17 protein-coding genes are annotated in these 24657 nt (G+C 53.9%); 9 read left to right on the forward strand and 8 right to left on the reverse strand.

Translation table 11 applies throughout. From position 1 onward, the window contains the following. Window positions 1-174 precede the first annotated feature (174 nt). Entirely contained in the window at window positions 175-1824 is a 1650-nt protein-coding gene (gene pgi, locus GGR27_RS04005; protein WP_168036087.1) for a glucose-6-phosphate isomerase, read from the reverse strand. Between the two features lie 438 nt (window positions 1825-2262). On the opposite strand from pgi, the gene GGR27_RS04010 reads away from it, so the two are divergent. The 6 genes from GGR27_RS04010 to GGR27_RS04035 all read left to right on the forward strand — a co-directional run bounded on the left by GGR27_RS04010 (window position 2263) and on the right by GGR27_RS04035 (window position 9676). After that, entirely contained in the window at window positions 2263-3537 is a 1275-nt protein-coding gene (locus GGR27_RS04010) for a fasciclin domain-containing protein (RefSeq protein WP_168036088.1), read from the forward strand. A 292-nt stretch (window positions 3538-3829) separates the two neighbouring features. Next, window positions 3830-4738 (forward strand): gliding motility-associated ABC transporter ATP-binding subunit GldA, encoded by a 909-nt coding sequence (gene gldA, locus GGR27_RS04015; RefSeq protein WP_168036089.1) that lies wholly within the window; start codon window positions 3830-3832, stop codon window positions 4736-4738. Window positions 4739-5280: 542 nt separating this feature from the next. Then, window positions 5281-5931, forward strand: a complete 651-nt coding sequence (locus tag GGR27_RS04020; RefSeq protein ID WP_168036090.1) for a hypothetical protein — start codon at window positions 5281-5283, stop codon at window positions 5929-5931. Window positions 5932-5993: 62 nt separating this feature from the next. After that, the gene (gene gldF / locus GGR27_RS04025) at window positions 5994-6725 is read left to right on the forward strand and encodes a gliding motility-associated ABC transporter permease subunit GldF (RefSeq protein ID WP_168036091.1); all 732 of its coding nucleotides are present in this window, start codon (window positions 5994-5996) and stop codon (window positions 6723-6725) included. Window positions 6726-6830: 105 nt separating this feature from the next. Further along, window positions 6831-7298: a hypothetical protein gene (locus GGR27_RS04030; RefSeq protein WP_168036092.1), complete on the forward strand. Its 468-nt coding sequence runs from the start codon at window positions 6831-6833 to the stop codon at window positions 7296-7298. Window positions 7299-7387: 89 nt separating this feature from the next. Continuing rightward, window positions 7388-9676: a TonB-dependent receptor gene (locus GGR27_RS04035; RefSeq protein ID WP_168036093.1), complete on the forward strand. Its 2289-nt coding sequence runs from the start codon at window positions 7388-7390 to the stop codon at window positions 9674-9676. 107 nt (window positions 9677-9783) lie between these two features. On the opposite strand, the gene GGR27_RS04040 is transcribed toward GGR27_RS04035, so the two are convergent. Continuing rightward, window positions 9784-11058: a M24 family metallopeptidase gene (locus tag GGR27_RS04040; protein WP_209037868.1), complete on the reverse strand. Its 1275-nt coding sequence runs from the start codon at window positions 11056-11058 to the stop codon at window positions 9784-9786. Between the two features lie 398 nt (window positions 11059-11456). Between GGR27_RS04040 and GGR27_RS04045 the strand changes: the two genes are divergently transcribed. Then, on the forward strand, window positions 11457-11840 hold the full coding sequence (locus tag GGR27_RS04045; protein ID WP_168036095.1) for a heavy-metal-associated domain-containing protein: 384 nt from the start codon (window positions 11457-11459) through the stop codon (window positions 11838-11840). Window positions 11841-11995: 155 nt separating this feature from the next. Further along, on the forward strand, window positions 11996-12868 hold the full coding sequence (locus GGR27_RS04050) for a WD40/YVTN/BNR-like repeat-containing protein (protein ID WP_168036096.1): 873 nt from the start codon (window positions 11996-11998) through the stop codon (window positions 12866-12868). Window positions 12869-13053: 185 nt separating this feature from the next. On the opposite strand, the gene GGR27_RS20235 is transcribed toward GGR27_RS04050, so the two are convergent. After that, window positions 13054-13161 carry a hypothetical protein gene (locus GGR27_RS20235; RefSeq protein ID WP_168036097.1) on the reverse strand — a complete coding sequence of 36 codons (108 nt, stop codon included), beginning with the start codon at window positions 13159-13161 and terminating at the stop codon, window positions 13054-13056. 89 nt (window positions 13162-13250) lie between these two features. Between GGR27_RS20235 and GGR27_RS04060 the strand changes: the two genes are divergently transcribed. Beyond that, window positions 13251-14879 (forward strand): S41 family peptidase, encoded by a 1629-nt coding sequence (locus tag GGR27_RS04060; protein WP_168036098.1) that lies wholly within the window; start codon window positions 13251-13253, stop codon window positions 14877-14879. Window positions 14880-14894: 15 nt separating this feature from the next. Here GGR27_RS04060 and GGR27_RS04065 read toward each other — a convergent pair whose 3' ends face one another. The 5 genes from GGR27_RS04065 to GGR27_RS04085 all read right to left on the reverse strand — a co-directional run bounded on the left by GGR27_RS04065 (window position 14895) and on the right by GGR27_RS04085 (window position 24596). Continuing rightward, complete coding sequence (locus GGR27_RS04065; RefSeq protein ID WP_168036099.1) at window positions 14895-17594, reverse strand: valine--tRNA ligase; 2700 nt, start codon at window positions 17592-17594, stop codon at window positions 14895-14897. Window positions 17595-17861: 267 nt separating this feature from the next. Beyond that, window positions 17862-19274, reverse strand: a complete 1413-nt coding sequence (locus GGR27_RS04070; RefSeq protein ID WP_168036100.1) for a RagB/SusD family nutrient uptake outer membrane protein — start codon at window positions 19272-19274, stop codon at window positions 17862-17864. 32 nt (window positions 19275-19306) lie between these two features. Next, window positions 19307-22312 carry a SusC/RagA family TonB-linked outer membrane protein gene (locus GGR27_RS04075; protein WP_168036101.1) on the reverse strand — a complete coding sequence of 1002 codons (3006 nt, stop codon included), beginning with the start codon at window positions 22310-22312 and terminating at the stop codon, window positions 19307-19309. A gap of 888 nt (window positions 22313-23200) precedes the next feature. Continuing rightward, a complete protein-coding gene (locus GGR27_RS04080; protein WP_168036102.1) occupies window positions 23201-24133 on the reverse strand; it encodes a ribonuclease Z in 933 nt (310 codons plus the stop codon). Window positions 24134-24203: 70 nt separating this feature from the next. After that, window positions 24204-24596: an STAS domain-containing protein gene (locus tag GGR27_RS04085; RefSeq protein ID WP_168036103.1), complete on the reverse strand. Its 393-nt coding sequence runs from the start codon at window positions 24594-24596 to the stop codon at window positions 24204-24206. Between the last annotated feature and the right edge of the window lie 61 nt (window positions 24597-24657).

The raw sequence follows: 24657 nt of genomic DNA on the forward strand, positions 1-24657 counted from the left end.
TCAAGGTACTAATTGGCTCGCTAAGTAAAGATGGGTAGAAGGTGCGTAACCCGTACCTACTTGGCACCCCGATAGCTACCGGGGGACCGCGCCCTAGCAATATTAAGTCGCCGGGCCCCACTGGTTTGCGGAGCCCGGCTGGCTAAAATTCAGCTTTCACGCACTTGACCCGGACTACCGCCAGGACTTGTAAGCGTTAATCAAACCGTTCGTACTGCTGTCGTGCCCGCTTACTTCGTCCGTCGAACTCAGCTCGGGTAAAATGGCTTTGGCCAGTTGCTTGCCTAGTTCCACTCCCCACTGGTCAAAACTATAAATGTTCCAGATGATTCCCTGCACGAAAATCTTGTGTTCGTACATCGCAATCAACTGACCGAGCACGTAGGGTGTGACTTTTTTGACCAAAATGGAGTTAGTCGGCCGGTTGCCGTCGAATACTTTGAAGGGCACCAACTCAGCGATTTCCGCGTCTGTCTTGCCGTCCTTACGGAGTTCGGCCGTGACTTGCTGGGCCGTCTTGCCGTTCATCAGCGCTTCCGTCTGGGCGAAAAAATTACTCAGCAGGATTGCGTGGTGGTCGCCAATCGGGTTATGCGAGGACGCGGGTGCAATGAAGTCACACGGGATGATGCGCGTGCCCTGGTGAATGAGCTGGTAAAAGGCGTGCTGCCCGTTCGTGCCCGGCTCGCCCCAGATGATGGGGCCGGTTTCGTAGGTGACCGGGTTGCCGTTGCGGTCGACGGATTTACCGTTGCTCTCCATGTTGCCCTGCTGAAAGTAGGCCGGAAAGCGATGGAGGTACTGATCGTAGGGCAAGATGGCCTCCGTTTCGGCACCGAAAAAGTTGGTGTACCACAGTCCTATTAAAGCGAGCTTAGCCGGCAGGTTTTCTGCGAGCGGCGCGTGGCGGAAGTGCTCGTCCATCGAATACAGGCCGTCGAGCAACTCAACGAAGGCTTCAAAACCGACCGTGAGCGCGATGCTCATCCCAATCGAGCTGGAAAGTGAGTAGCGACCGCCGACCCAGTCCCAAAAGCCAAAGATGTTGTTCTCGTCGATGCCGAATTCTTGCGCACCGGCGATGTTGGTCGACAGGGCCGCGAAGTGCTTGGCCACGTCCTGCTCCGACCCGCCGCGCTGGTAGAACCAGTCGCGCGCCGAGCGGGCGTTCGTCATGGTCTCCTGGGTGGTGAAGGTCTTGGAGGCCACGAGGAAGAGCGTGGTTTCGGGGTCGACTTTTTTGAGCACCTCGGCGAGGTGCGTACCGTCGATGTTGGAGACGAAATAGACTTCTCGACCCTCGATCCAGTAAGGTTTCAACGCTTCGGTGACCATCACCGGCCCGAGGTCCGACCCGCCGATACCGATGTTGACGACCTGCGTCAGCTTTTTACCCGTGTAACCGACGTGGCGGCCGGTAATGACCTTGTCGGAAAATTGGCGCATCCGACTGAGCGTGTCGTGAACGGCGGGCATGACGTCCTCACCGTCGACCATAATTTTTCCTTTACCGCGGTTGCGGAGCGCGACGTGCAGCACCGAGCGGCCTTCCGTGCCGTTGATCGTCTCGCCGGAGAACATCTTTTCGGTCGCCTCCTTGACGCCGCAGTCTTCCGCAAGGCGAAAAAGCACGTCCAGGGTTTCCTGGGTAATGATGTTTTTGGAATAGTCCAACAGAATATCCTCGAACGTTTGGGAAAAGTGCTCGAAGCGCTGCGGGTCCTGGGCAAAAAGATCCTTCATGTGCCGCGCTTCCATCTCGTGGGCGTGCAGGTCGAGTTCTTTCCAGGCGAGGGTCGAGGTGGGGTCTACGTTGGGGAGCATACTGTCGTGTGTTGGGTGGTAAAGTTGTTTAACGCGGCGCGTTTGGCGTTGTGCAAGGTTAGGAAAATATTTTCGGCCCCGTCAACCTGGTTTCGTTTTCCCACGCATGCTAGCAAAGGTGGCGCGGTCCCCCGATAGCTATCGGGGGTGCCAGGTAAATGGCGTGGCAAAGTGATTTGGGTGCAGCTGCTTTGTTAGGTCCTCATCCTACTGGTGATACCTTATTACATTCTATAGTTCGGTACCGTTGGCCCCACTCTCGCGACTGTCGTGCATCGTGCATCGTCCCGTCCTTCTGAGCAATTCGTGATTTGCAACCTACCCCCCGAACGCTACGGCAAGCGTGAAAAAAACGAACATAAACGCCCGTTTGCCGTTTGGGCAGCAACTGAAACGTCCTAATTGCAGGATTAACTTTTCACAGACAACCAAACCAATATGCAACGTTTTACCCTCAGCCTTTTGTGCGTCCTCGTACTCTTCGGCTTTTCTAACCCCGCCAACGCGCAGTCTGATCCCAGCACGGTCGTCGAGCTCGCCGCGTCTAACCCTAACCTGAGCACTTTCGTAGCCGCCGTCCAGGCCGCCGACCTGGCGAACGCCCTGAGCGACGAAGGCCCCTACACTGTTTTTGCACCCACGAATGATGCCTTCGAGAAATTACCCGCCGGACTGGTCGACGCGCTCCTCCTCCCCCGCAACAAGAAAGTACTCGTCGATATCCTGACCTTCCACGTCGTGGAGAAGAAGGTTAACGCCGAAGCCGTCGTAGCCGGTGTCAAAGCCGACAACAGCGGCCGCTTTATCGCCCCTACCATGAACGGTAACCTTACCGTCACCAATAAAGGTGGCGTCATGGTGAAAGGCGAGCAGGGTCGGATGGCTACCGTGACCGGTACCGACATGATGGCCGGCAACGGCATCATCCACACAATCGACAATGTTCTACTTCCGGAAGGTGTAGACGCCGCTGGCCTGCTCAAGGCCACCGCCCGCGCCGCCCGCACGCGTATGCAGACCGAAAAGGACAACGCCGCCGAAGCCGTCACTGACGGTATCGACAATTCGAAGGATAAGATTGACATGGAAATGAACAACACGGTAGATGACATCAACGACCGTATCGACAACGTCGAAGACCGGTTAGAGACCGAGAAAAATGACATGATCGACTCCGCTAACGACCGCATGGACAACGCGGAGGATCGGATGCGCAACGGCAACATGACCACCAATACCGGCATGCAGAACCGTTCTTCAGTAAGCGCTGGCCAACTCGATAATGGTATCGCCCAGGTCGCCACCGCCAACGGTAACTTCACCACCCTCGTTGGTGCGCTTGGCTCTACGGGCTTAGCCGAAATGATGGGCCAAAATGGTGACTACACAGTTTTTGCCCCCACCGATGACGCCTTCAACGCGCTACCCAGTGGTGCGGTAGCGGGTTTGAGCAACGACCAACTTTCCGGCGTGCTTCAGTACCACGTGCTCCCCTACCGGATTTCTGCCAGTCAGTTGACCAGCGCCATCTCCGACGCCCGCAACTACTTGCTCCTCCAGACGATCAACGGCAAAACCCTCGTAGCCAGCGTGCGCGACGGTAAAGTGGTGATCATGGATGATTCCGGCAAGACGGCTACCGTTGTTACCGCCGACGTCCAGGCCGATAACGGTGTTGTTCACGCCATCGACGGCGTGTTGATGCCCCGGTAATTACTCCCTCGGCAATAAAGTAACTTTGCGAGGCGCTCTTCCCACCGGGAGGGGCGCCTTTTTTTATTCAGGTTAAGGGCATCCGCAACCGACGACGACCGTTCACCCGATGCGGGCAGTGCCTTTTTTATTTAGGTTGAGGGCGTCCCGCCCGACAACGATAGCTATCGGGGGTGCGGTAGCATACGTCAGACAGCTACCCCTGTTCCCCGGTAGCCAGCGGGGTGGCGTAAGGCCGCCAAAGGCAGTAGCCTAGCTATCCCCTCAAACTTGATCACAACACCGTAACCCTATGTCCGTAATCGTTAAAAATCTAACTAAAATCTACGGCAACCAGCGTGCCGTCGACGATATATCGTTCACCGCTAAGCCCGGCCAGATCCTAGGATTTCTTGGTCCGAATGGTGCCGGAAAGACAACGACGATGAAGATTCTCACCTGTTACCTGAGCCAGAGTGAAGGCACGGCTACCGTCTGCGGCCACGACGTAGCAAAGGACAGCCTGGAAGTAAGACGCCAGGTCGGCTACTTACCCGAGCACAATCCGCTCTACAAGGACATGTACGTTCGGGAATACTTGCGCTTCGCCGCCAGTGCTAACAAGATCGGCCAGCCCGGCAAACGAATTGGAGAACTAGTAGAAATGACCGGCCTCGGGCGGGAAGCACACAAGCAGATCGGTGCGCTCTCCAAAGGCTATCGCCAGCGCGTCGGGCTGGCGCAGGCCATGTTGCACGATCCGAAGGTGCTCATCCTTGACGAGCCGACGTCCGGTCTCGACCCCAACCAGCTGGCCGAGATTCGTGCCTTAATTAAGGAGTTGGGTAAAGAAAAGACGGTCATCTTTAGTACCCACATCATGCAGGAAGTCCAGGCGCTCTGCGATCGGGTGATCATTATCGACCGCGGCCGGCTGGTGGCGGATGACCCGATTGAGACGTTGAAGCGACGCCTGAGTGGCAGTGCTAGCCTTCTGGTAACGTTCGACGAGCCCGTTGACCCGCTCGGCCTGGGTAAGATCACGGGCGTGACGAAGGTAGTAGCTACCGGTGCGCGGGGCGAGTACCGGCTCTACCTATCCGGCGGGGCGGACGCGCGGGCGGAAGTTTTTCACTTTGCGGTCGCTAACCAACGAATCTTGCTGGCGCTGCAATCAGAAGACCTCAGCGTTGAGGAGGTGTTTAGGGCACTGACGCAGTAATGCGTTGCCCGTTGTACCGGCTGGTCCGGCAAAAGGGTTCCCGTTGATGATTTAGCGAGCGCGTTTTAGTAGTGGGCCTAAGCCCAACAGATTTTGACACGTAGCACGAAGTACTGAGAAGCGAAGTACAGAACCACAAAAGCGCAAATAGAAGGTGGTTCAGCGTAATCGAAAAGAGCTATTCCTTGCTTTTGTGGCTAAAAAATCTCCGTAACATTAGTCACTGATGTTACGCAGATTATTTCGCCACACAGCACGAAGTACTGCGAAGCAACACACAAAAGCACAAACATCGGTGTACGGCTACGCCGAAGCACCGTTTACTTACTCTTGTATGTTTATGTGGCATAATCCGGTTGCGCAAGGTCAGTTAGCCGGTAATTTACGGATATCGCTTGCTTTTGGTATTCCCTTACCCAAGACATCCATCCAATAATTGCCGGGTATCCCTAGCAACTACGGGAGCCGTTTCACAAACATTACCTTTCACATAACGGCGCCCTCTCCACGTACCACCCAGTTCTCCATTACTTTTGTTCCCGATGAAAAACTTCTTATTCTCCATTACCGTGTTACTGGCTTGCTGCAGCCTCGACGCGCAAACTGTCTTCAACGCGGAGTACAAATTGCCGGACGGTATCTACTTCAGCCACGCCGCGGTGCTCGCCGCGCAGCCCGACCTGGGTTGGGAAGCGATCGACGGGGAGATGGTACAGATGCCGGAGGACTTTAAAGTTCAGATTGGTTCCTATGGCTACCGCGACGGAAGCCTCGATCCCGACCTGATTCCCTACGCGATCGGTCTCGACGGCCAACCTTACTTTTTCCTGCGTAAGAATATTCCTCGCGACTTCTACGAATTCAGCGGCTTGCGGGTAGCGGGAACGCTCTCCGTCATCACTTACGATACGACCGTCCAGGTCCGTACCCTGATGAAGGCCTACAACCCGGCCAACGGACAACCCTTCCGGGAGGCCTGGGTGGAGCGTACGAAGAAGCTACCCGTGACCAAGATCATCGACCTCCCCTCCGGTAAACGAACGTCGCTGACCCGCCCCAATCTCCTGGCCCTGATCGGTGACGATAAGGAGCTCACCAAAGCCCTTACCGATCTCCCGGACCCAACGCCGGACCTTCTACTGCGCGCGGTCAAACTTTACGACGACCGCTACCCCTTTTTGATCGGTAAATGAGGTTGGGTCGATAACCAACCGGAGATTGCGAACCCATCACTCCCCAGACCAAAGACTATAAAATGCTCGCGATTTTCCGCAAAGAGATCAATTCTTTCTTCAGCAGCCTCATCGGCTACCTCGTGATCGGGGTTTTCTTACTGGTTATGGGGCTGTTCCTCTTTGTTTTTCCGGACACCAGTCTGCTTAATTTTGGGTACGCGAGTTTGGGTCCGTTCTTCACGCTGGCACCGAACGTGCTGACCTTCATCATCCCCGCCATTTGTATGCGGGCGTTCGCGGAAGAACGGCAAACTGGGTCGATTGAGCTGCTGGTAACGCGTCCGCTGCGAGATTATGAGATCGTCTTCGGAAAGTTTCTGGCCTGCCTGACGCTGGTATTGATCGCCTTTTTACCGACCGTCCTGTACTACGTGACGCTCTATCAGTTGGGTTCGCCCGTCGGAAATATTGACGCGGGGGGTACGATCGGTAGCTACCTGGGCCTGGTTTTCCTGGCGTCGGCGTTCGTAGCCATCGGCTTGTTCGCTAGTTCGCTGACGAGCAACCAAATTGTGAGCTTCCTGCTCGCGCTCGCGCTTTCCTTCTTCCTTTACTTTGGGTTCAGCTTACTGGCCGGGCTTCCGCTTTTCTACCTGAGCGGGGCGGGATTGATTGAGTCGCTGGGCATGCAGGAACACTTTCACAGCCTCGGGCGGGGCCTGATCGACAGCCGAGACGTCGTCTACTTTCTTTCCCTCACGGCGTTTTTTCTCTTGCTCACCGTAATTAGTCTGGAGAGGCGGAAGTGGTGAAGTCGTTTTCGTTACGAAATACCTTAGCACCCGCGACCACGCACCTTCCTTTACCCGCCGCCGCGGCATCAACCTCCCGTGGGGACGCGTTGTTGATTCGCGTGTATGTCCCTCCGCAAACTTAGTAAAAGGCTGACTCCTTACCTGACCGCTTACCTCTTGCTGGTCAGTATCGGCGTGCCCCTCAACCGCGTTTATTGCGCCTGCGTGGGGGAGTCCTGGCTGTCAGTTTTACCGGAAGAACACGCGTGCCACCACGATACCGCTGCGGATGTAGTGTACCACGAAGAGCTAGCGCAAACTTACCACGGGGACGATGCGGCGGTAACCGACTGCACCAGCCACGACTGTGGAAATTCGCAGATCGTTCTGCCGCAACTGGACGTGGACTTCACGACCGAGTGGTTCCTTTCGTCCGGTGAGGCGGACGTCGCCACCGCGGTACTCTTCGCCACCCTTCACGCGCCGGTTCAGGCGGTGGTTAGTGGTCACGCACCAATTCGCGGACCCACGCCGCCGCCCGCGCCCTACGGCCGTGACTTACTTGCGCGGCAGCAGATTTTCTTGATTTAGTACGGCACGATTTCCCTTTTCTCCCGTCGGCACTACGCCGCTCGGGCGCTTCAGTATCGTACTTCTCTAATCGAAAAATCTTGTATCCCGTGTTTAAAATTATTGCTAATTGCCAATTACGTTGGCACCCGCGTCCGCGCATCCTTCCCCTGTTTATTCTCCTGTGTTTACCTTTTTTTGCGCTGGCGCAGGTGCAAGGAAAGGTGGTGGACGCAGACGATTACCCCCTAGCCGGCGCTACCGTCACCTGGGGCGACGGAACGGGCACGACCGTTGAACTCGACGGTAGCTTCACGTTACCCGAAGTCGCCGGCCAGCACCATTTCACCATTTCCTACCTTGGTTTTACGCCCCAATCTTTCCACGTTGGCGAATTGAATCTGCCACTAACCGTTATCCTACTGGAAGCGGCTTCTACCCTGGGCGACGTGACCGTCACCGCCCGCGACAATGGCAACTCCGCTTCCGTGCTCAAGACGCGCAACATCGAATCGATTAGTTCTAAAGAACTCCGAAAAGCGCCCTGCTGCAGCCTCGCCGAAAGCTTTGAGAACAGTGCCGTCGTCGACCTAACCTACGGCGACCCGCTCACCGGCCGCCGCGAGATACAGATGCTCGGCCTCCGGGGCAACTACACCCAAATTACGCTCGAAAAACGACCGATGCTCGACGGGCTCGCCAGCCCCTACGCACTCGACCTCATCCCCGGCCCCTGGGTGCAGGGCATCCAGATCGGCAAGGGCAGCGGGAGCCTGGAAAGCGGCGCTCAGGGCATGACCGGCGAGATCAATACTGAGTTAATTAAGCCCGTCAACGGCCCGAAACTCTACCTGAACGCCTTTGCCGGCAGCCAGGGCCGGGGAGAAATCAACGTGCTGGGTAATAAGCAGATCGCGGAGAACCTCTACCTCGGCGGGGCGGCCCACGGCTCCTTTACGGGCGGAAACCAAGATTTTGACGACGATGGCTTCCGCGACATGCCGAACCGCCAAACGGGCGTAGGCATGGTGCGGCTGTTCAAAAATGGCGGCGGTAACTGGGAGGGTCAGTGGAATGCGCTGGGCGCCTACGACCGGCGTGAAGGCGGGCAGACCGACCTCCCCGGTGGCCGGCCGGATGGCTACCAGATCAATCAGGATAATCGTAGGTTTGAAGTTTGGGGTAAAACCGGTTTTTTCGGGTTTAACAAGCCCCACCAGTCCCTCGGCACGATTTACAGCGCCAGTTTCCACCAACTCGAAAATGTGTACGGTGAAAAACGCCACCGGGGCGAGCAGCAGTCATTTTACTTCAACGGACTTTACCAAACGCGCATCGCCAACGATCAACATTTGGTGACTACGGGCATCACCGCGCGCTCCGACCGGTTCGATGAGTTCCTGAACGAGCAGGATTTTTCGCGAGGCGAAAATACCGTCGGTGCCTTTGGGGAGTACACGTTTAATTGGGAGGAAGACCGGACGGGTGCTCCCTACCGCGCCTTTACCGCCATTGTCGGCCTGCGGGTGGAGGAGCATAATCTCGGTGGCACACAAATTTCGCCCCGATTGAACCTCAAGTACAACCCCAGCGAGCAGTTTGCCGTGCGGGCCTCCGCCGGGCGGGGCTGGCGGTCGCCTAATCTCCTGGTGGACAATTTGAACTGGCTTCCCTCCAGCCGACGGGTCACGCTCGATCGCAGAGAATCGATTGACGCCGACGGTGCCGGGTTCATTGGTCTGGAAAAAGCGTGGAACTACGGCACCAACGTGACCGGCCACGTCGACGTCGGTGACCGGGAGCTTGAGTTCGTGCTGGATGCTTACCGCACGGTGTTCACCGACCAGATCATCGTTGACGCCGAGCAGGATTTCCGCACGCTGCGCCTCTACCAACTCGACGGCGTCAGCCGGGCCAACAGCCTACTCGCCAGCCTCAACTATGAAATCTTCCCGCTCGTCGACGTCAAACTAGCTTACAAATACAACGACGTCAAACAGACCTACCGGGAAGGCGGATTGCGCGAAGTACCCCTCACGCCCAAGCACCGGTACTTGGCCACGATCGGCTACGACGGCGCACGGATCAAGGCGCACCTGAATTACCAGTACGTCGGTGAGCAGCGGCTGATCGACTTTGGCAACCTGCCCGCAACGGTCGAAGTTACCCAACCGCAACGCTCGCCCGGTTTTGGGCTGCTGAGCGCACAATTTACGTACGTCGCCAACGCTAAGACGGAGCTCTACTTCGGGGGTGAAAACCTGACGAATAACCGCCAGGCCAATGCGGTAATCGGAGCCGACGCGCCACTTACCGGCGACTACTTTGACGCTACGCAGGTTTACAAGCCGATCTTTGGGACGATGGCGTTCATCGGCGTTCGGTACACGGTGGAATAGGTTAAACCGCCAGGCTTCACGTGAGCATTTTTTTGCCACAAAAACACAGAAACACAAAGTCAACGGTGGTAAAGCTGAATTTGTGCTTTTGCGTCCACCACATACTATTAGTGGATCAGGTATAATTTCAGCTGCCGCCCGTCGATGTAGTTAAAGTTTTCGCCGTCCCAGAAGCCGTCTTCCTCCATCATCATGCGGATGTCTTTGCCCCACTCCTCCAGGTAAACTTTGGTATTGAGCTCAATGCTGTAAGCAGTATTTGGGTAAATAGGATAGTCTCCGCGGACGGGAACGCCGCCCTGCTGGTCCCAAAGCCCGATGGTGGGGCCGGCGCCGTGGCCGTGGTAGCCGATGGGGTGGGAATAGACCGTCGGGCGCAGCCCCCGTTCTTTCCCCTGCACCAGCGTCCGCGCCAGCAAGTCATTGCCCGAACGGCCATTTTGGAAGTTATTCGTTAGTACGTCCATCGTTTCCATGCCCTGGCGGAAGGCTTCGGTGAGGTAATCCGGGGCCTGAGTTTCGCCCGGGCGGAGGACGTAGGCATTGTGCTGGGTGTCGGTGTTGAGGCCGAGGTAGATGATGCCGTAGTCGCAGTGGAGTAAGTCGCCGGGTTGGATCACGGTGGCGTCCGGCCGGCCACTGAAGGCGTAGAGCTCCTGGTTTTCGGCACGCTGCACGTCGACCGTCGGGTGGAACCAGATGCCGAGGCCAAGCTTATTGGCGCGCTCGCGCAGGTGCCAAATCACGTCGTCGGTTGTCGTCACGCCGGGGGTAATGACCTGGTTTGAGAAGGCTTCGGCGATGATCGCGTGGGCGACGCCCATGACCTGGCGGTAAGCGGTCATTTCCTCCGGAATGCGCGTTTCGAGCCAGCCGATGGCCAGCTTTTCGCCGGTGGTTATGCGTGCACGCAGGTGCGGGGGAAGTTTGGCTAACAGGGTTTCGTGGTGAAAGGCGCTGAGTCCGTCGGCGAGGCCGAAGTGTTCAGATCGGTTGACGGCAATTTTGGTGGGATTACGCGCTTCGATCAATTCGACGAGGGCGGCCCACTGGTCGGGCTGTGCCTCCGGGTCCCAGGCTTTTTTGAATACGTCGCCGACGTCGTACCGGGCGCAGGCGAGGGTTTCGAGCGGTTTGCCTTCACCCGGGTCGTAGATCAGTAGCATCGTCGTTCGCCGTGCGCCCATCCACTTGCTGGGGAGCATGGTCATCAGCACGGGGTCTTCGTTGTATTCCCGGCTGATGAGTACCCACATGTCGACACCTTCCCGGCGCATTAGTTCGGGTAAGATGGTTGCGGTACGGATTTGGAGCCAGCGGTCCTGGGTTTCGCCCTGGCTTTTGAGGGAGAGGACGGCGGGAAAGGCTTGACTATATACCATTTGTGAGCACACACAAAGCAAAAAGAGGATCGTACGAACGTGGCGCATGGGCGGGCTAGTTATTTACTGATGTTACGCAGATTATTTTGCCACATAAACACAAAAGCACAAAAATCGGTGTACGGCTACGTCGAAGCACCGTCTACTTATTCTTGTATGTTTCTGTATTGATGTGGCATAATCCGGTTGCGTTAGGTCAGTTCATTAAATGAAAGGTCAAGATACACGGAACCGGCACAAGACCACGATAACGTTAATGGAGAAATTTCGGATAAATGGGAACTACCGATCACTACCCTAACCCGAACCCTAAAGCCTAAACAATTCCTAATACCCCGCCGCCCAGTGATCCAACGCCCCATCTGGAATGTATCTTTAAAGCACAAACGAAACAACCCATGCGCTTTCTCCCCATTTTAGTCGCCGTCTTTGCTTTTCTCAACATGGCCGCCCCACCCGAAAAGGTGACAATTCAGACGAACGCCATCTGCGAGATGTGCAAGGTGAGCATCGAAAAGAACTTGCTGGCCATTGAAGGCGTCCAGAAGGCGGAGCTCGATCTCGTTACGAAAAAGGTAAAGATCAAATTTGACGACGCACTCGTCGACGTAGCCACCCTGCGCCAGGCCATCGCCAATACTGGCTACGAAGCCGATGACGTGCCACCCCGCCCGAAGGCACAGGCGAACTTGGCTAACTGCTGTAAGCCGGAGGAACTAAAGGAGAAAACGTGCAGTAAGTCCTGCGCCAAGACTTGTGATGATGAAGAAGGGACCAAGTAAATTACCCTTTAAAGCCATCAAAACCGCCATCCGAATTCGTTCGGGTGGCGGTTTTGTTTTTAGACATTGTTTGGACCGATCCAAAAGTATTCTCTCGTGGTAGTAAAGGAAAGCTTAACTTAAAGGAAATACCACTACTCATGGTTTCTTACCTAATGCTGCTATTATTCGTGCTCCTGGCCTCCGACCCGGGTGCCGTTGATTCACTTCAGCCCACGGAGAAGAACCCCCGGGCTACCATCTTTTTGAGTGACGACACGGGTTCTTCCTGGTACTATCTCGACGCGGGCCTACCCCCTGGGACTAGCCCGCGCGACGTGCTCGAGCACGACGGGACAATCTATCTGACAACTTTCAACAAGGTGTATGCTTTGCCAGCCGGGGCGACGAGTTGGGAGGAACGCAGCAGCGGGTTGATTAATCTCGAAAGCACCAGTTCGATCGCCGCGGCCGGTGACCTACTCGTGCTCGGGACGCTTTTTCAGGGCGTCTACGTATCTCGAAGTGGCGGGCGGCACTGGAGCCGCCCCGTGTTTAACATCGACAAAGGTGGTTATGTCCGCTCCCTCTGTTTCTACGACGGCAGGCTCTACGCGGGCACGGACACGGGCATTTTCACGTCGACCGACGGAGCACACACCTGGAGTAGAAGCGGAGAAATGGCCCTTATTAACGTTATCGCACCACACCAGGGGCAGTTGTTCGTGGCTCGCCAGAATGGTGTCGGCGTGTACGCAGCCGGTGAGATCACCTGGACTGACCTTAAGACGGACTGGGCCATAAGCCAACTATATTCGCACGCGGGCTACCTCTACGCGACCAGCGCCGTGGCGGAGATTTACCGGTCACAAGATGGCGGTAGTTGGGAAAAGTTGAACGCAACGGAAGGCCATCTTAAAGTGGACAATACTAGCGTGCCGGCTGCCCTCTGGTCCGGCTACGCTCCTGATTTACCCGGTGAGCATCCGCTTGGTTACATTTTGAGTACTTCACGTGGCTGGATCGCTACGGGGAAGAGTGGCTGCTAAGGCTCATTGTGATGCTGCCGGCCAACAAATTGAACTGATTCTCCGCTCTCATTTTGCGCCCCGATAGCTATCGGGGCGGGTGCCGGGCAAGTTAGAATAGCAATGTTGGTCGCTTAGCAATGACCTGTGCACCTGTACTACCTTGATTCCAGTAGATACGCCTGAGTGGAGCGGCGAGGTGCTACTTAAACCATCGCCCGCAAAGAGTCAATTTTAGCCGACCAGTCCGCCAACTTCTTCCGTTCCATCGCTACGACGGCGTCCGGTGCGTTATTCACGAATTTGTCGTTCACCAACTCTTTCCAGCAGGGTTGTTAAGACCAAGTTAATTGATCTTATCCCGTACAGGTGAGGTGTATTTTACTGCAACTAATCCCCGTCTATGCGCCTCCTTCTGTTCTCCTTGACCTGTCTACTATTTTCCTCCTGTAGCAGCTTCTTTCTCAAAAACGGCCTGAAAGAGTATGAGCCGACCATCACGTCACAAGCCAGTTACCGGGCGGCCAATCAGTACCAGCGCGACCTACTTTACTTGGATGCGCTGTGCGTAAATACTTTCCCCCTAATCGAGGAGGTTTTCCCCGCCGCACGCCGCCAAAAGGTCGTCGATAGCTTACTGGTCGTTTTAGCCGATCCCGCGATGACGGAATTTGAGTTCGCGGTCACCACTCGGTACTATCTAGGAAACTTTGAGAATCAGCACACTTGGATGCGAGGAGGAACTGCGTACGGTTTGTTTCCATTCATTTTGCACCCTTACGGAGGGCGCTATTATTTAGCTAACCTTCAAGCAAATTTTCCGCTCGACCTCATCGGCTCGGAAGTCACTTCCCTGGCTGGTTTATCCATGGCGCAGGTGGAGAAACGCGTTTTTCCGTACTTCTCCGCGGAAAACGCAACCAGTAGACGCAGGCAGTTTGGTAGTTACGTGTGCCGACCATCGATTTTAGCGTTCATGGGCTTAATCGCCGAGGGCGATTCGCTGGAGATAGGTTTCGCGGATGGCCGGTCAGTTACACTCCCAGCGGTAAACAGCGACGAAGACATCAATTTTCGGGACATAGAATACCCTAAACCAGTAATCACTGAATACCGCGACCATAATTATGATCTCACCCTGCATCCGGAGCAAGATCTCGGTTACCTGCAATTTAATAAATGCTACGATCTGGTGGATGCGCGAGCAACGATACCGGATTACGTACGCCCTTTTGTCGTACCTCTGGCCCGCGTGTACCTCAACCGCATGGCCCGAAAAGAGAAAGAATTTAAAAATGCACCGGGGGGCTTCGAGATAGACTATTCGCGGCCCGTATTTCGGGACTATTTAGAAACCAGTATGGCTGAACTGACTGCAAGTGGCGCTAAGAACTTGGTTATCGACTTGCGCAACAATGGCGGTGGCAGCCTACTACTTTGCTTACAATTGCTCTACCACCTGACCGACCGTGACGATCTAAAGGGATTCGATGAATTCCTGTATTTATCCGAGGCTTTTCGCCAGACGGACAAAAAAGAGTACAGGCGTTTCGTGAAGAATTATGCCGAGGTTAATGGTGCCCCACCGGAAATGAATAAGCTTTATTCCAGAGAGACAACACGCAAAGACCAAGATCTATTTTCGGAGATGAAGGACGTTGACTCCCCCTACTTCATCCCTTCCGACCGCACCGTTTTCGATGGCAAAGTGATGGTGCTCGTGGGGCCGGGCACCGGATCGGCGGCAGCATTGTTTACTACGCTTTTGCAGGATAATGAGATTGCTACCGTAATCGGAACAACGGTTGGCAACAACCCTACCGGCGCTACTGGCTTGAGGCCTTACTCATTACCGGAGTCCGGGTTCACCGGCTCGGTCGCCAGTGAGTACTTCGTTCGCCCCGCCCCGGAGAAAGGACGCTTCTTCGAGCCCGATTTCTGGATGGAAAACAGCTTAGAAGATCTGTCCGCTGGTCGAGACGCGGTATTCGAGAAAGCACTGGAATTGCTGCATGCGGCGGAAGTGGATTAAGCACTCGTGTCTTAACTATACCATCGCCCGCAAAGAGTCAATTTTAGCCGACCAGTCCGCCAACTTCTTCCGTTCCATCGCTACGACGGCGTCTGGTGCGTTACTCACGAATTTTTCATTGGCTAGTTTCCGGTTGACTCCATTAACTTGCTTTTCTAAACGAGCGATCTCTTCGTTGATCTTAGCACGTTCTCCCTCCAGGTCGATTTCTTCGTTGAGAACCAGGTAACCCTTGTCGTTACCGACGAGGAAAGGCAAAGCATTATCTGGTGTTGAGTCCGTTAATTCTACCGAACTCATTACCCCGCTCTTTTCGACAAAGTCCTTGGCACCAGCGACCGCGCCTATTAAGGCCTCTGTCGCTTCGCTCCGCTGCACAAATAGCTTCAATTCCTCCTTCTGGGTAACGCCCCGCTGGTTGCGAATATCCCGCGTGCTGGAGATAATGTCCTGCAAAAGCGTAAAGTCCTCAATCACTTTTTTGTCGAACGAGCCGGCGGTGGGCCAGGTACTGACGACGCAATCCTCCCCGTCTTTCCGCTCGCGCAACTGGTGCCAAACTTCCTCCGTGATGAAAGGCATAAAGGGGTGCAGCAAAGTCATCATTCGCTCGAAGGCACTAATTGTAAGCTCGTAAGTTTCGCTACTTAACTTACCGTCCGCCGGTTTGATGGCTTCGAGGTACCAGGAGCAGAAATCGCCCCAGATGAAATTGTACAGGGTAGCTAACGCTTCACTGATGCGGTACTCGCCGAGCATACGGTCGACTTCCGTGATGGTTTGATTCAGTTTCGCTTCCAGCCACCGCCCGGCCAGCACCGTGACGGGATCGGGTGCTCGGTCGACCTGCTCGAACCCCTGAATCAACCGGTTAGCGTTGAAGATCTTGTTACAGAATTTCTTGCCCTGGTTGCAAAGTTCCGAGGTATTTAAGACCTCCTTAGTCTCCGGATCGATCGGCGCATCGAAGACGATGTCGTTACCCGCCGCGGCGGAACGCATCATTCCGAAACGGACGCCGTCAGCTCCGTAGTTTTTCAGCAACTCCAGCGCATCGGGACTGTTTCCGAGAGATTTAGACATCTTCCGCCGTTTCTCATCCCGGACCATGCCGGTGAAGTAGACATTCTTGAAGGGCATCTTACCCTTCTCCTCAATCAGTTTTTTCGGCAGTAGATCTTCGGAAAATTCGTAGCCAGCCATGATCATCCGCGCGACCCAGAAGAACATAATGTCCCAGCCCGTGACGAGGTCGGAAGTGGGGTAATAGTATTCCAGCTCCTTCGGGTCTTTGAAGCCATCGAAAACGGAGATTGGCCAGAGCCAGCTAGAGAACCAGGTATCCAGCACGTCGTCGTCCTGTTTGAGATCTTCCATCTTGATGTCGGCCGTGGCGTGTTTCCGGTTGGCCTCGGCGAGGGCTTCTTCGGCGGTTTCGGCAACGAATACTTCGTCATTCCAGTACCAGGCCGGGATACGCTGACCCCACCAGAGTTGGCGGCTGACACACCAATCGCGAACGTTCTCGGGTTTGAGCCAACTGCGGTACATATTGACCATGTTCTCCGGGTGGAATTTTACTTCACCGGATTCGACGGCGCCGAGGGCAGTGACGGCCATGTCGTCCATGCGGAGGAACCACTGCAAGGTCAGTCGGGGCTCGACGACGGCGTTGGTCCGCTCACTGCGGCCCACACTCGTACGGTACGGTTTTGTTTCCAGTAGGTCGCCAGTGGCTTTTAGCTTTTTGACGAAGGCCACGCGAGCTTCTTCTCGGTCCATGCCGACGAAGAATTGCGCGTTCGCGTTCAACGTCCCGTCGGGGTTGAGCAGGTCGATCACTTCCAAACCGTGCTTTTCACCGAGCGCGTTGTCGTTCATGTCGTGCGCCGGGGTAACCTTGAGGGCACCGGTGCCGAAGTCGATTCCGACGTAGTCATCCACGATGATGGGAATTTCCCGGTTGACGAGGGGGACGATCACCTTGCGGCCGTGGTACTTCCGGTAGCGTTCGTCGTCCGGGTGAACGGCCAGGGCCGTATCCGCCGGAATGGTTTCGGGGCGACTGGTGGCGATGACAATGTACTCATCGTCGGTGCCGGCGACTTTGTAGCGAACGTGGTAAAGATTCTTGTTCTCGTCCGTGTGAATGACTTCTTCGTTGCTGAGCACGGTTTGGGCGGCTGGGTCCCAGTTGGTCATCCGCAGGCCACGGTATAATTGCCCTTTTTTGTGCAGACTAACGAATACTTTTATGACCGCCTTATAAAGCTCCGGCTCCATCGTGAAGCGCGTCCGCTCCCAGTCGCAACTGGCGCCGAGTTGCTTAAGCTGTTCGAGAATGATGCCGCCGTATTCTTCTTTCCAGGCGAAGGCGTGGGTCATGAATTCATCGCGCGTCAGATCTGATTTTTTGATGCCCTGGGCGCGAAGTTTTTTGACCACTTTTGCTTCGGTAGCGATGCTGGCGTGGTCCGTCCCCGGCACCCAGCAGGCGTTGCGCCCGTCGAGGCGCGCCTTGCGGATCAGAATGTCCTGGATCGTGTTGTTGAGCATGTGCCCCATGTGCAACAGCCCCGTCACGTTGGGTGGTGGGATGACGATGGTGAATGGCTCCCGCTCGTCCGGTTCGGAGTGGAAGTAGTTTTTTTCCAGCCAGTGTTGGTACCATTTGGCTTCGACGTTGGCGGCGGAGTAGGCGGTGGGGGCGGGCATGGGGCGGGGCTTTGTGGTTTCGCGCGAAGGTAGTGCAAGGTCCTATCATGGGAGTGTGCTACGGCGCAGGACTTTCCTACATTACTGTAGCTCAACCATTTATATTTCACCGTGGCGCGGTCGCGGGTGCAGGGCGAATGTTCTGTAGCAAGTAGGTACGTACAGCAAAGCGGAACCAATACGCCCGGACCTTCATGGTTGAAGATTTTAGCTGTATCGATTCCGCCGCGCGTACCATCAATCCGGGTTTAAAGGATTACACTCGGATTAGTAACCGGGGTTCTGCGTGATGTTAGGGTTAACATTTATTTCCGCCCGGGGAATGGGGTTAATTAGTTGGTCATTATCCCAACTGATCACCTCGTCTTCGAACGACCGGAATTTTGTCCAGGTCCGCTTGTGACGCATGAGGTCGAAAACGCGGTCCCCCTCGAATGCTAATTCCTTCCTTCGTTCGAGAATGATTGCTTCGATTAAGTCATCGCCCGAATCAGCAGAATCTTCATATTCAATATCTCGTCGGCTAGCAACGTCGTTGAGGTCCTCACGCGCTCCATCCTCATTCCCTGTTTCTGCGCGAGCCTCGGCGCGAATCAGGTAAACGTCCGATAGCCTCAAAATTTTAATGTAATCCTCCCCGAGTTCACCCTTGGGGTATTTTGGAGAGAGAAAGTAAACACCAGACTCTCCATCGACGCGGTCGCCAAACACCATCGCGCTCCGACGGTAGTCACTAGTACTATAAACATCATAAAGATCTTGCGTCCCGAGAATATCGCCATAACCGTTCTGATCCATAATTCCACCAATGGAATTAACACCGAAGTTATCGGCGGGTAAATTTTGTAGAGCAAATAAGTCCTCCGTTCCAAAATTTGAACCATAGGAGCCGAACCAAGCGCTGCTGTCCGGATACAACGAATATTTATCGTCACTTATCACGAAGGTGGCCTGAGTTTCGGCGTTCACCCAGTCTTCTTGGTACAAATAGACCTTAGCGAGAAAACCCTGCGCAGCGGATTTACCCAAGCGGCCATCGTCATTAGTCGTCATCAAATCAATTCCAGTTATTAAATCTGAAATTACCTGCTGATAGCCCACCGCAACGGATTCGCGGGAAGGGGCAATGATTTCACCAGTCGTGCCTTCGTTAGTAATGGGTACGCCGGGGCTATCGCCACCGTTGTTTGTGTATGGTGGAGCAAACATGCGTAGCAGATTCCAATAGGTAAGCCCCCGCAACGCGTACGACTCGCCAAGTAACTGATCCGCACCTTCCTGCTCGCGAGGAAGAAAGGTAGCCGCGGGCACGCGGTTAATTATGTTGGACGTATTCACGATGATTTCGTACATATCCGTCCATTCATCCTCCGGTCGACCGCTCTGGTCGGTCAACTCAAAATCACCAAAATCGATAAATCGGCCGGCGTTTTGCTGACTGACGTAGACATTGTCAGCGCGCAGATCGGGAATCAATGGAAGGTCCCAGCCATACACATTAGCGTCTTGCATATTACTATAAACCCCGTTCACAGCGGCGGTGAGTGAGATGAGGTCCACCACTGCGTTGTCAACCGATAAAGATTGTTCCGGTGTCTGCTCCAAGAATTCATCCGAGCAGGAAGGTAGGAGGATACACGTAGCTACCCCCAAAAAAATTATGTTGAAGAATGTTTTCATTCTGAATAATTGTAATAAGTAAGTATAGTGGTTTAAAACGTAGCGTCCAGACCAAACGTGATCGTCTGAGGAATCGGAATTTCCTGGTCAATAATTCCACTGACGTCTGTGCGCGGGTCGCGCTCTAACCGGTCGTCCTTTGTGTAGATATATAAATTACTGGCTTGAGCGAAAATTCTCACGCTACCGAACTTAACCTTGCGGAGGAGATCCGAAGCAAAAGTGTAATCAAGGATAACGTCGCGCAGACTCACGTAACTTCCATCGTAGAGAAAGCGAGTGGAGGCATTGCGACCGCCAAAATTACGACTGACCACAAATTCAGGAGTATCGGTGATGTCACCTGGGTTTTGCCAACGGCGGTCATAAACGGACCGAGCTACGTTGCCCGTACTACCCAAGCCGCGAGAGCCGTCGGTGTGGGTGAAGGAATGCCAACGGTGGTAGATTTTCTGGCCCCATCGATAGTTCAACTGAGCCGTTAGCGAAAAACCCCGAAAGCCGATTGTGTTACGCATCCCCCCGAAAAAATCAGGGTCCGACGTCCCCTGTTCGTAAGGCTCGGAATCATTATAGGTTTCCGTAATTTCCGTCTTGTCCCCGTCCACAAACCACTGAGGTCTTCCGTTTTCGGGGTTTACGTTGTCATAGCCATTGAGGAACCAGGTATTCCAGGGTTGACCGACGCGCCGGAACCGCTGGCCGTCGGCAAAGTCTCCGTCAGGCAGTGCGATCACCTCATTTACGTTTGTCGTAAAATTAAAGCTCGTAGACCAAGTGAACCCGTTCGTATTGCTCGTTATGTTCTGCGTATTCAGCGTGAATTCTACTCCACGGTTCTCTAGTTCGCCAATGTTGGCGTTAATGTCCTCAACTCCGTTCGTACGGGAGATTGGCTGTTCGAACAACAAGGAGGACGTGCGGCGGCTGTAGACATCGACCACCATATTGATCCGGTCGAAAAGACCTACATCAAGACCTATATTAAATGGCTTGTTTACTTCCCAGCTGAGGGTTGGGTTTTCTAGCTGTGTCAACAGGGTGCCAGGATTACCCTGATAATCATTACCCGTGTTATAGAGTCCACGAGAAGCAAAATCATCAATTCCAGCTTGATTGCCATTCTGCCCGTAGCTGGTCCGAAGGCGCAGTTGCGTAATGACGTTGCTACTTGCCAAGAAATCGAACCGATCTAGATTGATACCGACGCCAAACGAAAAGAAATTTGCGTATCGGTTGTCACTACCAAAACGGGAAGACCCATCGCGACGATAAGTACCATTAGCGTACACGAGCCCCTTATAGTTATAGTTGCCGTTGAAGAAGTAACCAACTAAGGAGTTGGCCGTCCGTTCTCCGCCGATGAACGTAGGGTCAGCACCATTATTTAGTGTTGTCAAGTTAGCAAAAGCAAAATTTTCGGCCGTAGCTTCAATGTTGATCCGGGTAAACTCTTGCGCTTCCATACCCAGAATAATGTCCACACCGTGGGCGTCGTTAAAGCGCGTTTTGTACTTCAGAGAATTTCGTACCAGCCAATTATTCTGGGTATCGTTATCCGCAATGCCTTGGCCCAACGGGTTACCAGCACCGGAAGTCGGGGGGAGGAAAACTTCATCCGTACCCTGGACACTATTATAGCTCAGAAAAGGTTCGAACGTCAACCCATCCACGAACGGTATTTTAACGGTAGCACTTAAGGTGCCTAGGAGATTGAGGATATTAGATTGACGCTTGTTTAATTCTGCCTCCGCGACTGGGTTGTAGCCAAGGTTGTAACTCTGATCGAAGGAGCCGTCCTCATTACGGATGGGAAGTAGCGGGACCAGCCGGAATACGGCACGCACGGGGTTCGCGAAGGTTCCGCCGGTGGGAACGGTCTTCTGCTCCGTAAGCGAGGCGCTGGCATTTAAGTTGATGGTTATTAAGTCAGATAAATCCGTCCCCAGGTTCAGGCGACTGCTGTAGCGTTGGAATTCAGAACCTAGAATTGTTCCTTCGTTGTCTTGGTACCCCGCACTAAGGAAGTAACGCAGATCATCCGACCCACCGGACGCGGATAGGTTAGCGTTGGTGAATCTGCCGCGTTGCGTGACCTCCTCAAACCAATCCGTATTTTGTTCGAGATCATAACTTTGTTCTATTCTAGCTATGGCCTCAGCCTCCGTAAAGTCGCTACGATTAACTAACCCTTCGGTAAACAGTTCAACGTATTCGTTACCCGTAAGAGGTTTTAGCTTATCGTCGAGAGATACGTCGGAATAGCCCGTCTGAACGTTAGCACTAATTTTAGCCTTGCCTGCTTTGCCGCGCTTCGTCGTGATAACAATGACCCCATTAGCACCCCTCGACCCGTATATCGAAGTAGCGGAAGCATCCTTTAGTACTTGAATATCTTCGATATCCTGGGGGTTGATGCCCGCAAGTGGTGAACTGGTCGTACTGACGTCACCGACATTACCCGTAAAGATTGGAATACCGTCGATCACGTAAAGTGGATTAGAACTAGCGTTAATCGAGCCCAATCCACGAATTTGTACATCTTGAAAAGCACCGGGTTGGCCACTACCCTGGCTGACCTGAAGGCCCGCAACATTGCCCTCGAGACTCTCCGCAAAGTTAGACCGGGCTGCGGGAGCGACAATGTCGGTACTAACCTTGGTAGCCGCGCCGGAAAAAGTATTTAGGTCCGTCTCACCATATCCAGTTACTACAACTTCCTGCAGTAATTGAGAAGAGGAGGTAATTATAATGTTGACGGTCGGTTTCGCAGCACTCACCGGGACCTGTTGTGTTGAATAACCCGTATAGCTAATGATGAGTGTGGCTTTGTTGGTGGGAATGTTCACCACAAAATTACCATCAAAATCAGTTACCGTTCCGGAGGAAGACCCCTTAACGAGCACGCTCGCCCCAATGATTGTTATGCCTTCTTCATCGACGATCGTTCCTTGAGCGGTAAACTGGGCGGACAAAGTTTGTCCAGTCATCAGCAAAAACAAGATGAGAATATAGCTGAAGTGTAGTTGTTTCATCATAAGTTGATTTTGTGAGATAAATAGTGTGAAGGATTCGACCCCGTTGAAGGACCACTGAAGTACGAAAATAAGCGGCAGTGGTCGAATATTCTACTCAAGATAGTTATTCAAAATTGAAACAGACACATACATTATTATCGAATACCAGTTATTCAAGCACCCGTCGAATCTATCGCAGAAATTGTTGGGATAAGTTTGCGGGGTTCTCCCGCGTTCCAACGACGAAGGATTTCTTCACCCTGAATTAGTAGTCAATCACTAACATTTGGCCGCTCAGTGATCCGCGAAATCACAAAATTTATAATTCATAATAGCAATACTCCTAAATACTATACTTACCAATTGACCCTACGCAGCTAAATTTCCCGACACAAAAACACTGCATGAAATACTCCGAAGCAAATCACGAAAACGTAGGTAAAAGGATGCTTTAGCGTAGCCGAGAAGAGCTAATCTGTACTTTTGTGTATGTAAGGCTAAAAATCTGCGAAGGACCAGGCATCTCGATGTGGTGCTGGCTGCAAGTGAAATACGTAATAACCGTATGCCCAAAGCAGTGTGTACGGCACAAGCCGCTACGTTTGCGCTAGTGACTTAGTAGGTTTTTAAAGGGCAGTTGAAAGTGAGCTACCACGCGTGAAATTTACTCAGGTTATCCCGCCAGTTTAATAGAATACTTTAACTGGAGGTGGATAAACCTTAGGAGTAATCCTCCGGAGGTGACCGGAGCACATCCAAACATTATACACAACCATATTTTTAGTCTGCTGAAGCATCATTTCCGTACCGGAAGAATTACGCCTATTATTTAGTCATCGTAAACATCCACAATCAGCCGGTTTGTGACGGGTGCCAAAGTTTAACCGATTCACGCGGCATCCGAGCTTTTCAGATCCCGCGCCCCACAAAAGAAACCCCGAACTGATTCAAATCGCGCGCCGCAAAACTATTCGGAAAAATGGCACGCGCCTCCTCCTGGTGCGCACTCACGTCCGAATAGCGGCTACTGAAGTGCCCCATCACGAGTTGCCCCGCCCCAGCGTCGCGGGCAATGGTGGCGGCCTGGGCGGCGGTAGCGTGGCCTTTTTTGCGGGCGTCCGCCTCCATATCCGCTAAAAAAGTGGCCTCGTGATACAGTAAATCGACGCCTTTCACGTAGTCAGCTAATTCAGGAAAATAGATGGTGTCGGAGCAGTAAGCGAAGCTGCGCGGCGGCGCGGGGGCCACGATAAGTTCGTCGTTTTGAATTAGCTCGCCAGCCGGCGTAGTATAATCGGCACCAGCCTTGATCGCGGCGATGTCTTGCCAGGGGATGGCGTACCGCGCAACTCTGTCCTTGATGATGTTGGGCTGACGAACGGCTTCCCGGACTAGGTAGCCATTGGTTGGTGTGCGGTGTTGCAACGGGAAGGCAAAAACCTCCAGATCGTCTATCGTTACAACGGGCGCAAATTCCGTTGCTAAATAAGTCTGAAAAGTTACCGCGTACGGCATCGGGTAGCGGTCCAGTTCAAAAAGCGCATTGATGCGCGGCCGCAGGTGCAGGGGGCTTATGATGAGCAAGGGTTCCGTCCGGCCACTGAGGGCGAGGCTGGAGAGCAACCCGGGCAGACCAAAGTAGTGATCTCCGTGGAGGTGGGTGATTAATATGAGTTTGCATTTGCCCATTCCGATGCCCGCATTCTGCAGCTGCATCTGAGTGCCTTCCCCACAGTCAATAAGAATATCGGTGGTCTCGGTGCGCAGGACAACACCCGAACAGAAACGCCCGTGGGAGGGAACGGCGCCCGCAGTCCCCAGGATGGTCACTTCGAATTTCATACGCAGTTATCGGGGTGCCCGTCGCGCGGAGTGAACGCGGGCCTACTCGGTATCGAGCGAACATTTCAACCTATTCGTTATCCTCGGCCGGACCGTCGGAAGCCAGGTCGCGTTGTAGCTCTTCCATCATAATAAAGTCGGAGCTCTCGGAAACGGTCGGAAGAATCGTGAGTACGGAATCGACCTTGGAAATCTCCACCAAACGCTTTACGGCCGGGTGGTCGACGCCGGTGACGACGAAGGTACCGAGGTTAGACCACAGCCGGCGGGCCGTCAGAATCGCGCTCAGTCCGGAGCTATCGACGTACTTACAGGAACTCAAATCCAAGATCAGGTTGTTGATGCCCTCGTTCGCAAGAATGACAAACTCAGATTTCAACTGGGGTGCAACGGCGGAATTGAGGTTTTCTTCTTCGGGCTTAATGAGGGTGTACCGTTCCTTCTTGTCGATGCTAAATTTCATGTTGCTGGTATTTTGCGCAAATGTAGTTACAAATCGGGAGGTGATTACCTTCCGGGCAACC

Origin of the sequence: Neolewinella antarctica (assembly GCF_011927835.1) — a bacterium.
In the GTDB taxonomy this organism is placed as follows: Bacteria; Bacteroidota; Bacteroidia; order Chitinophagales; family Saprospiraceae; genus Neolewinella; species Neolewinella antarctica.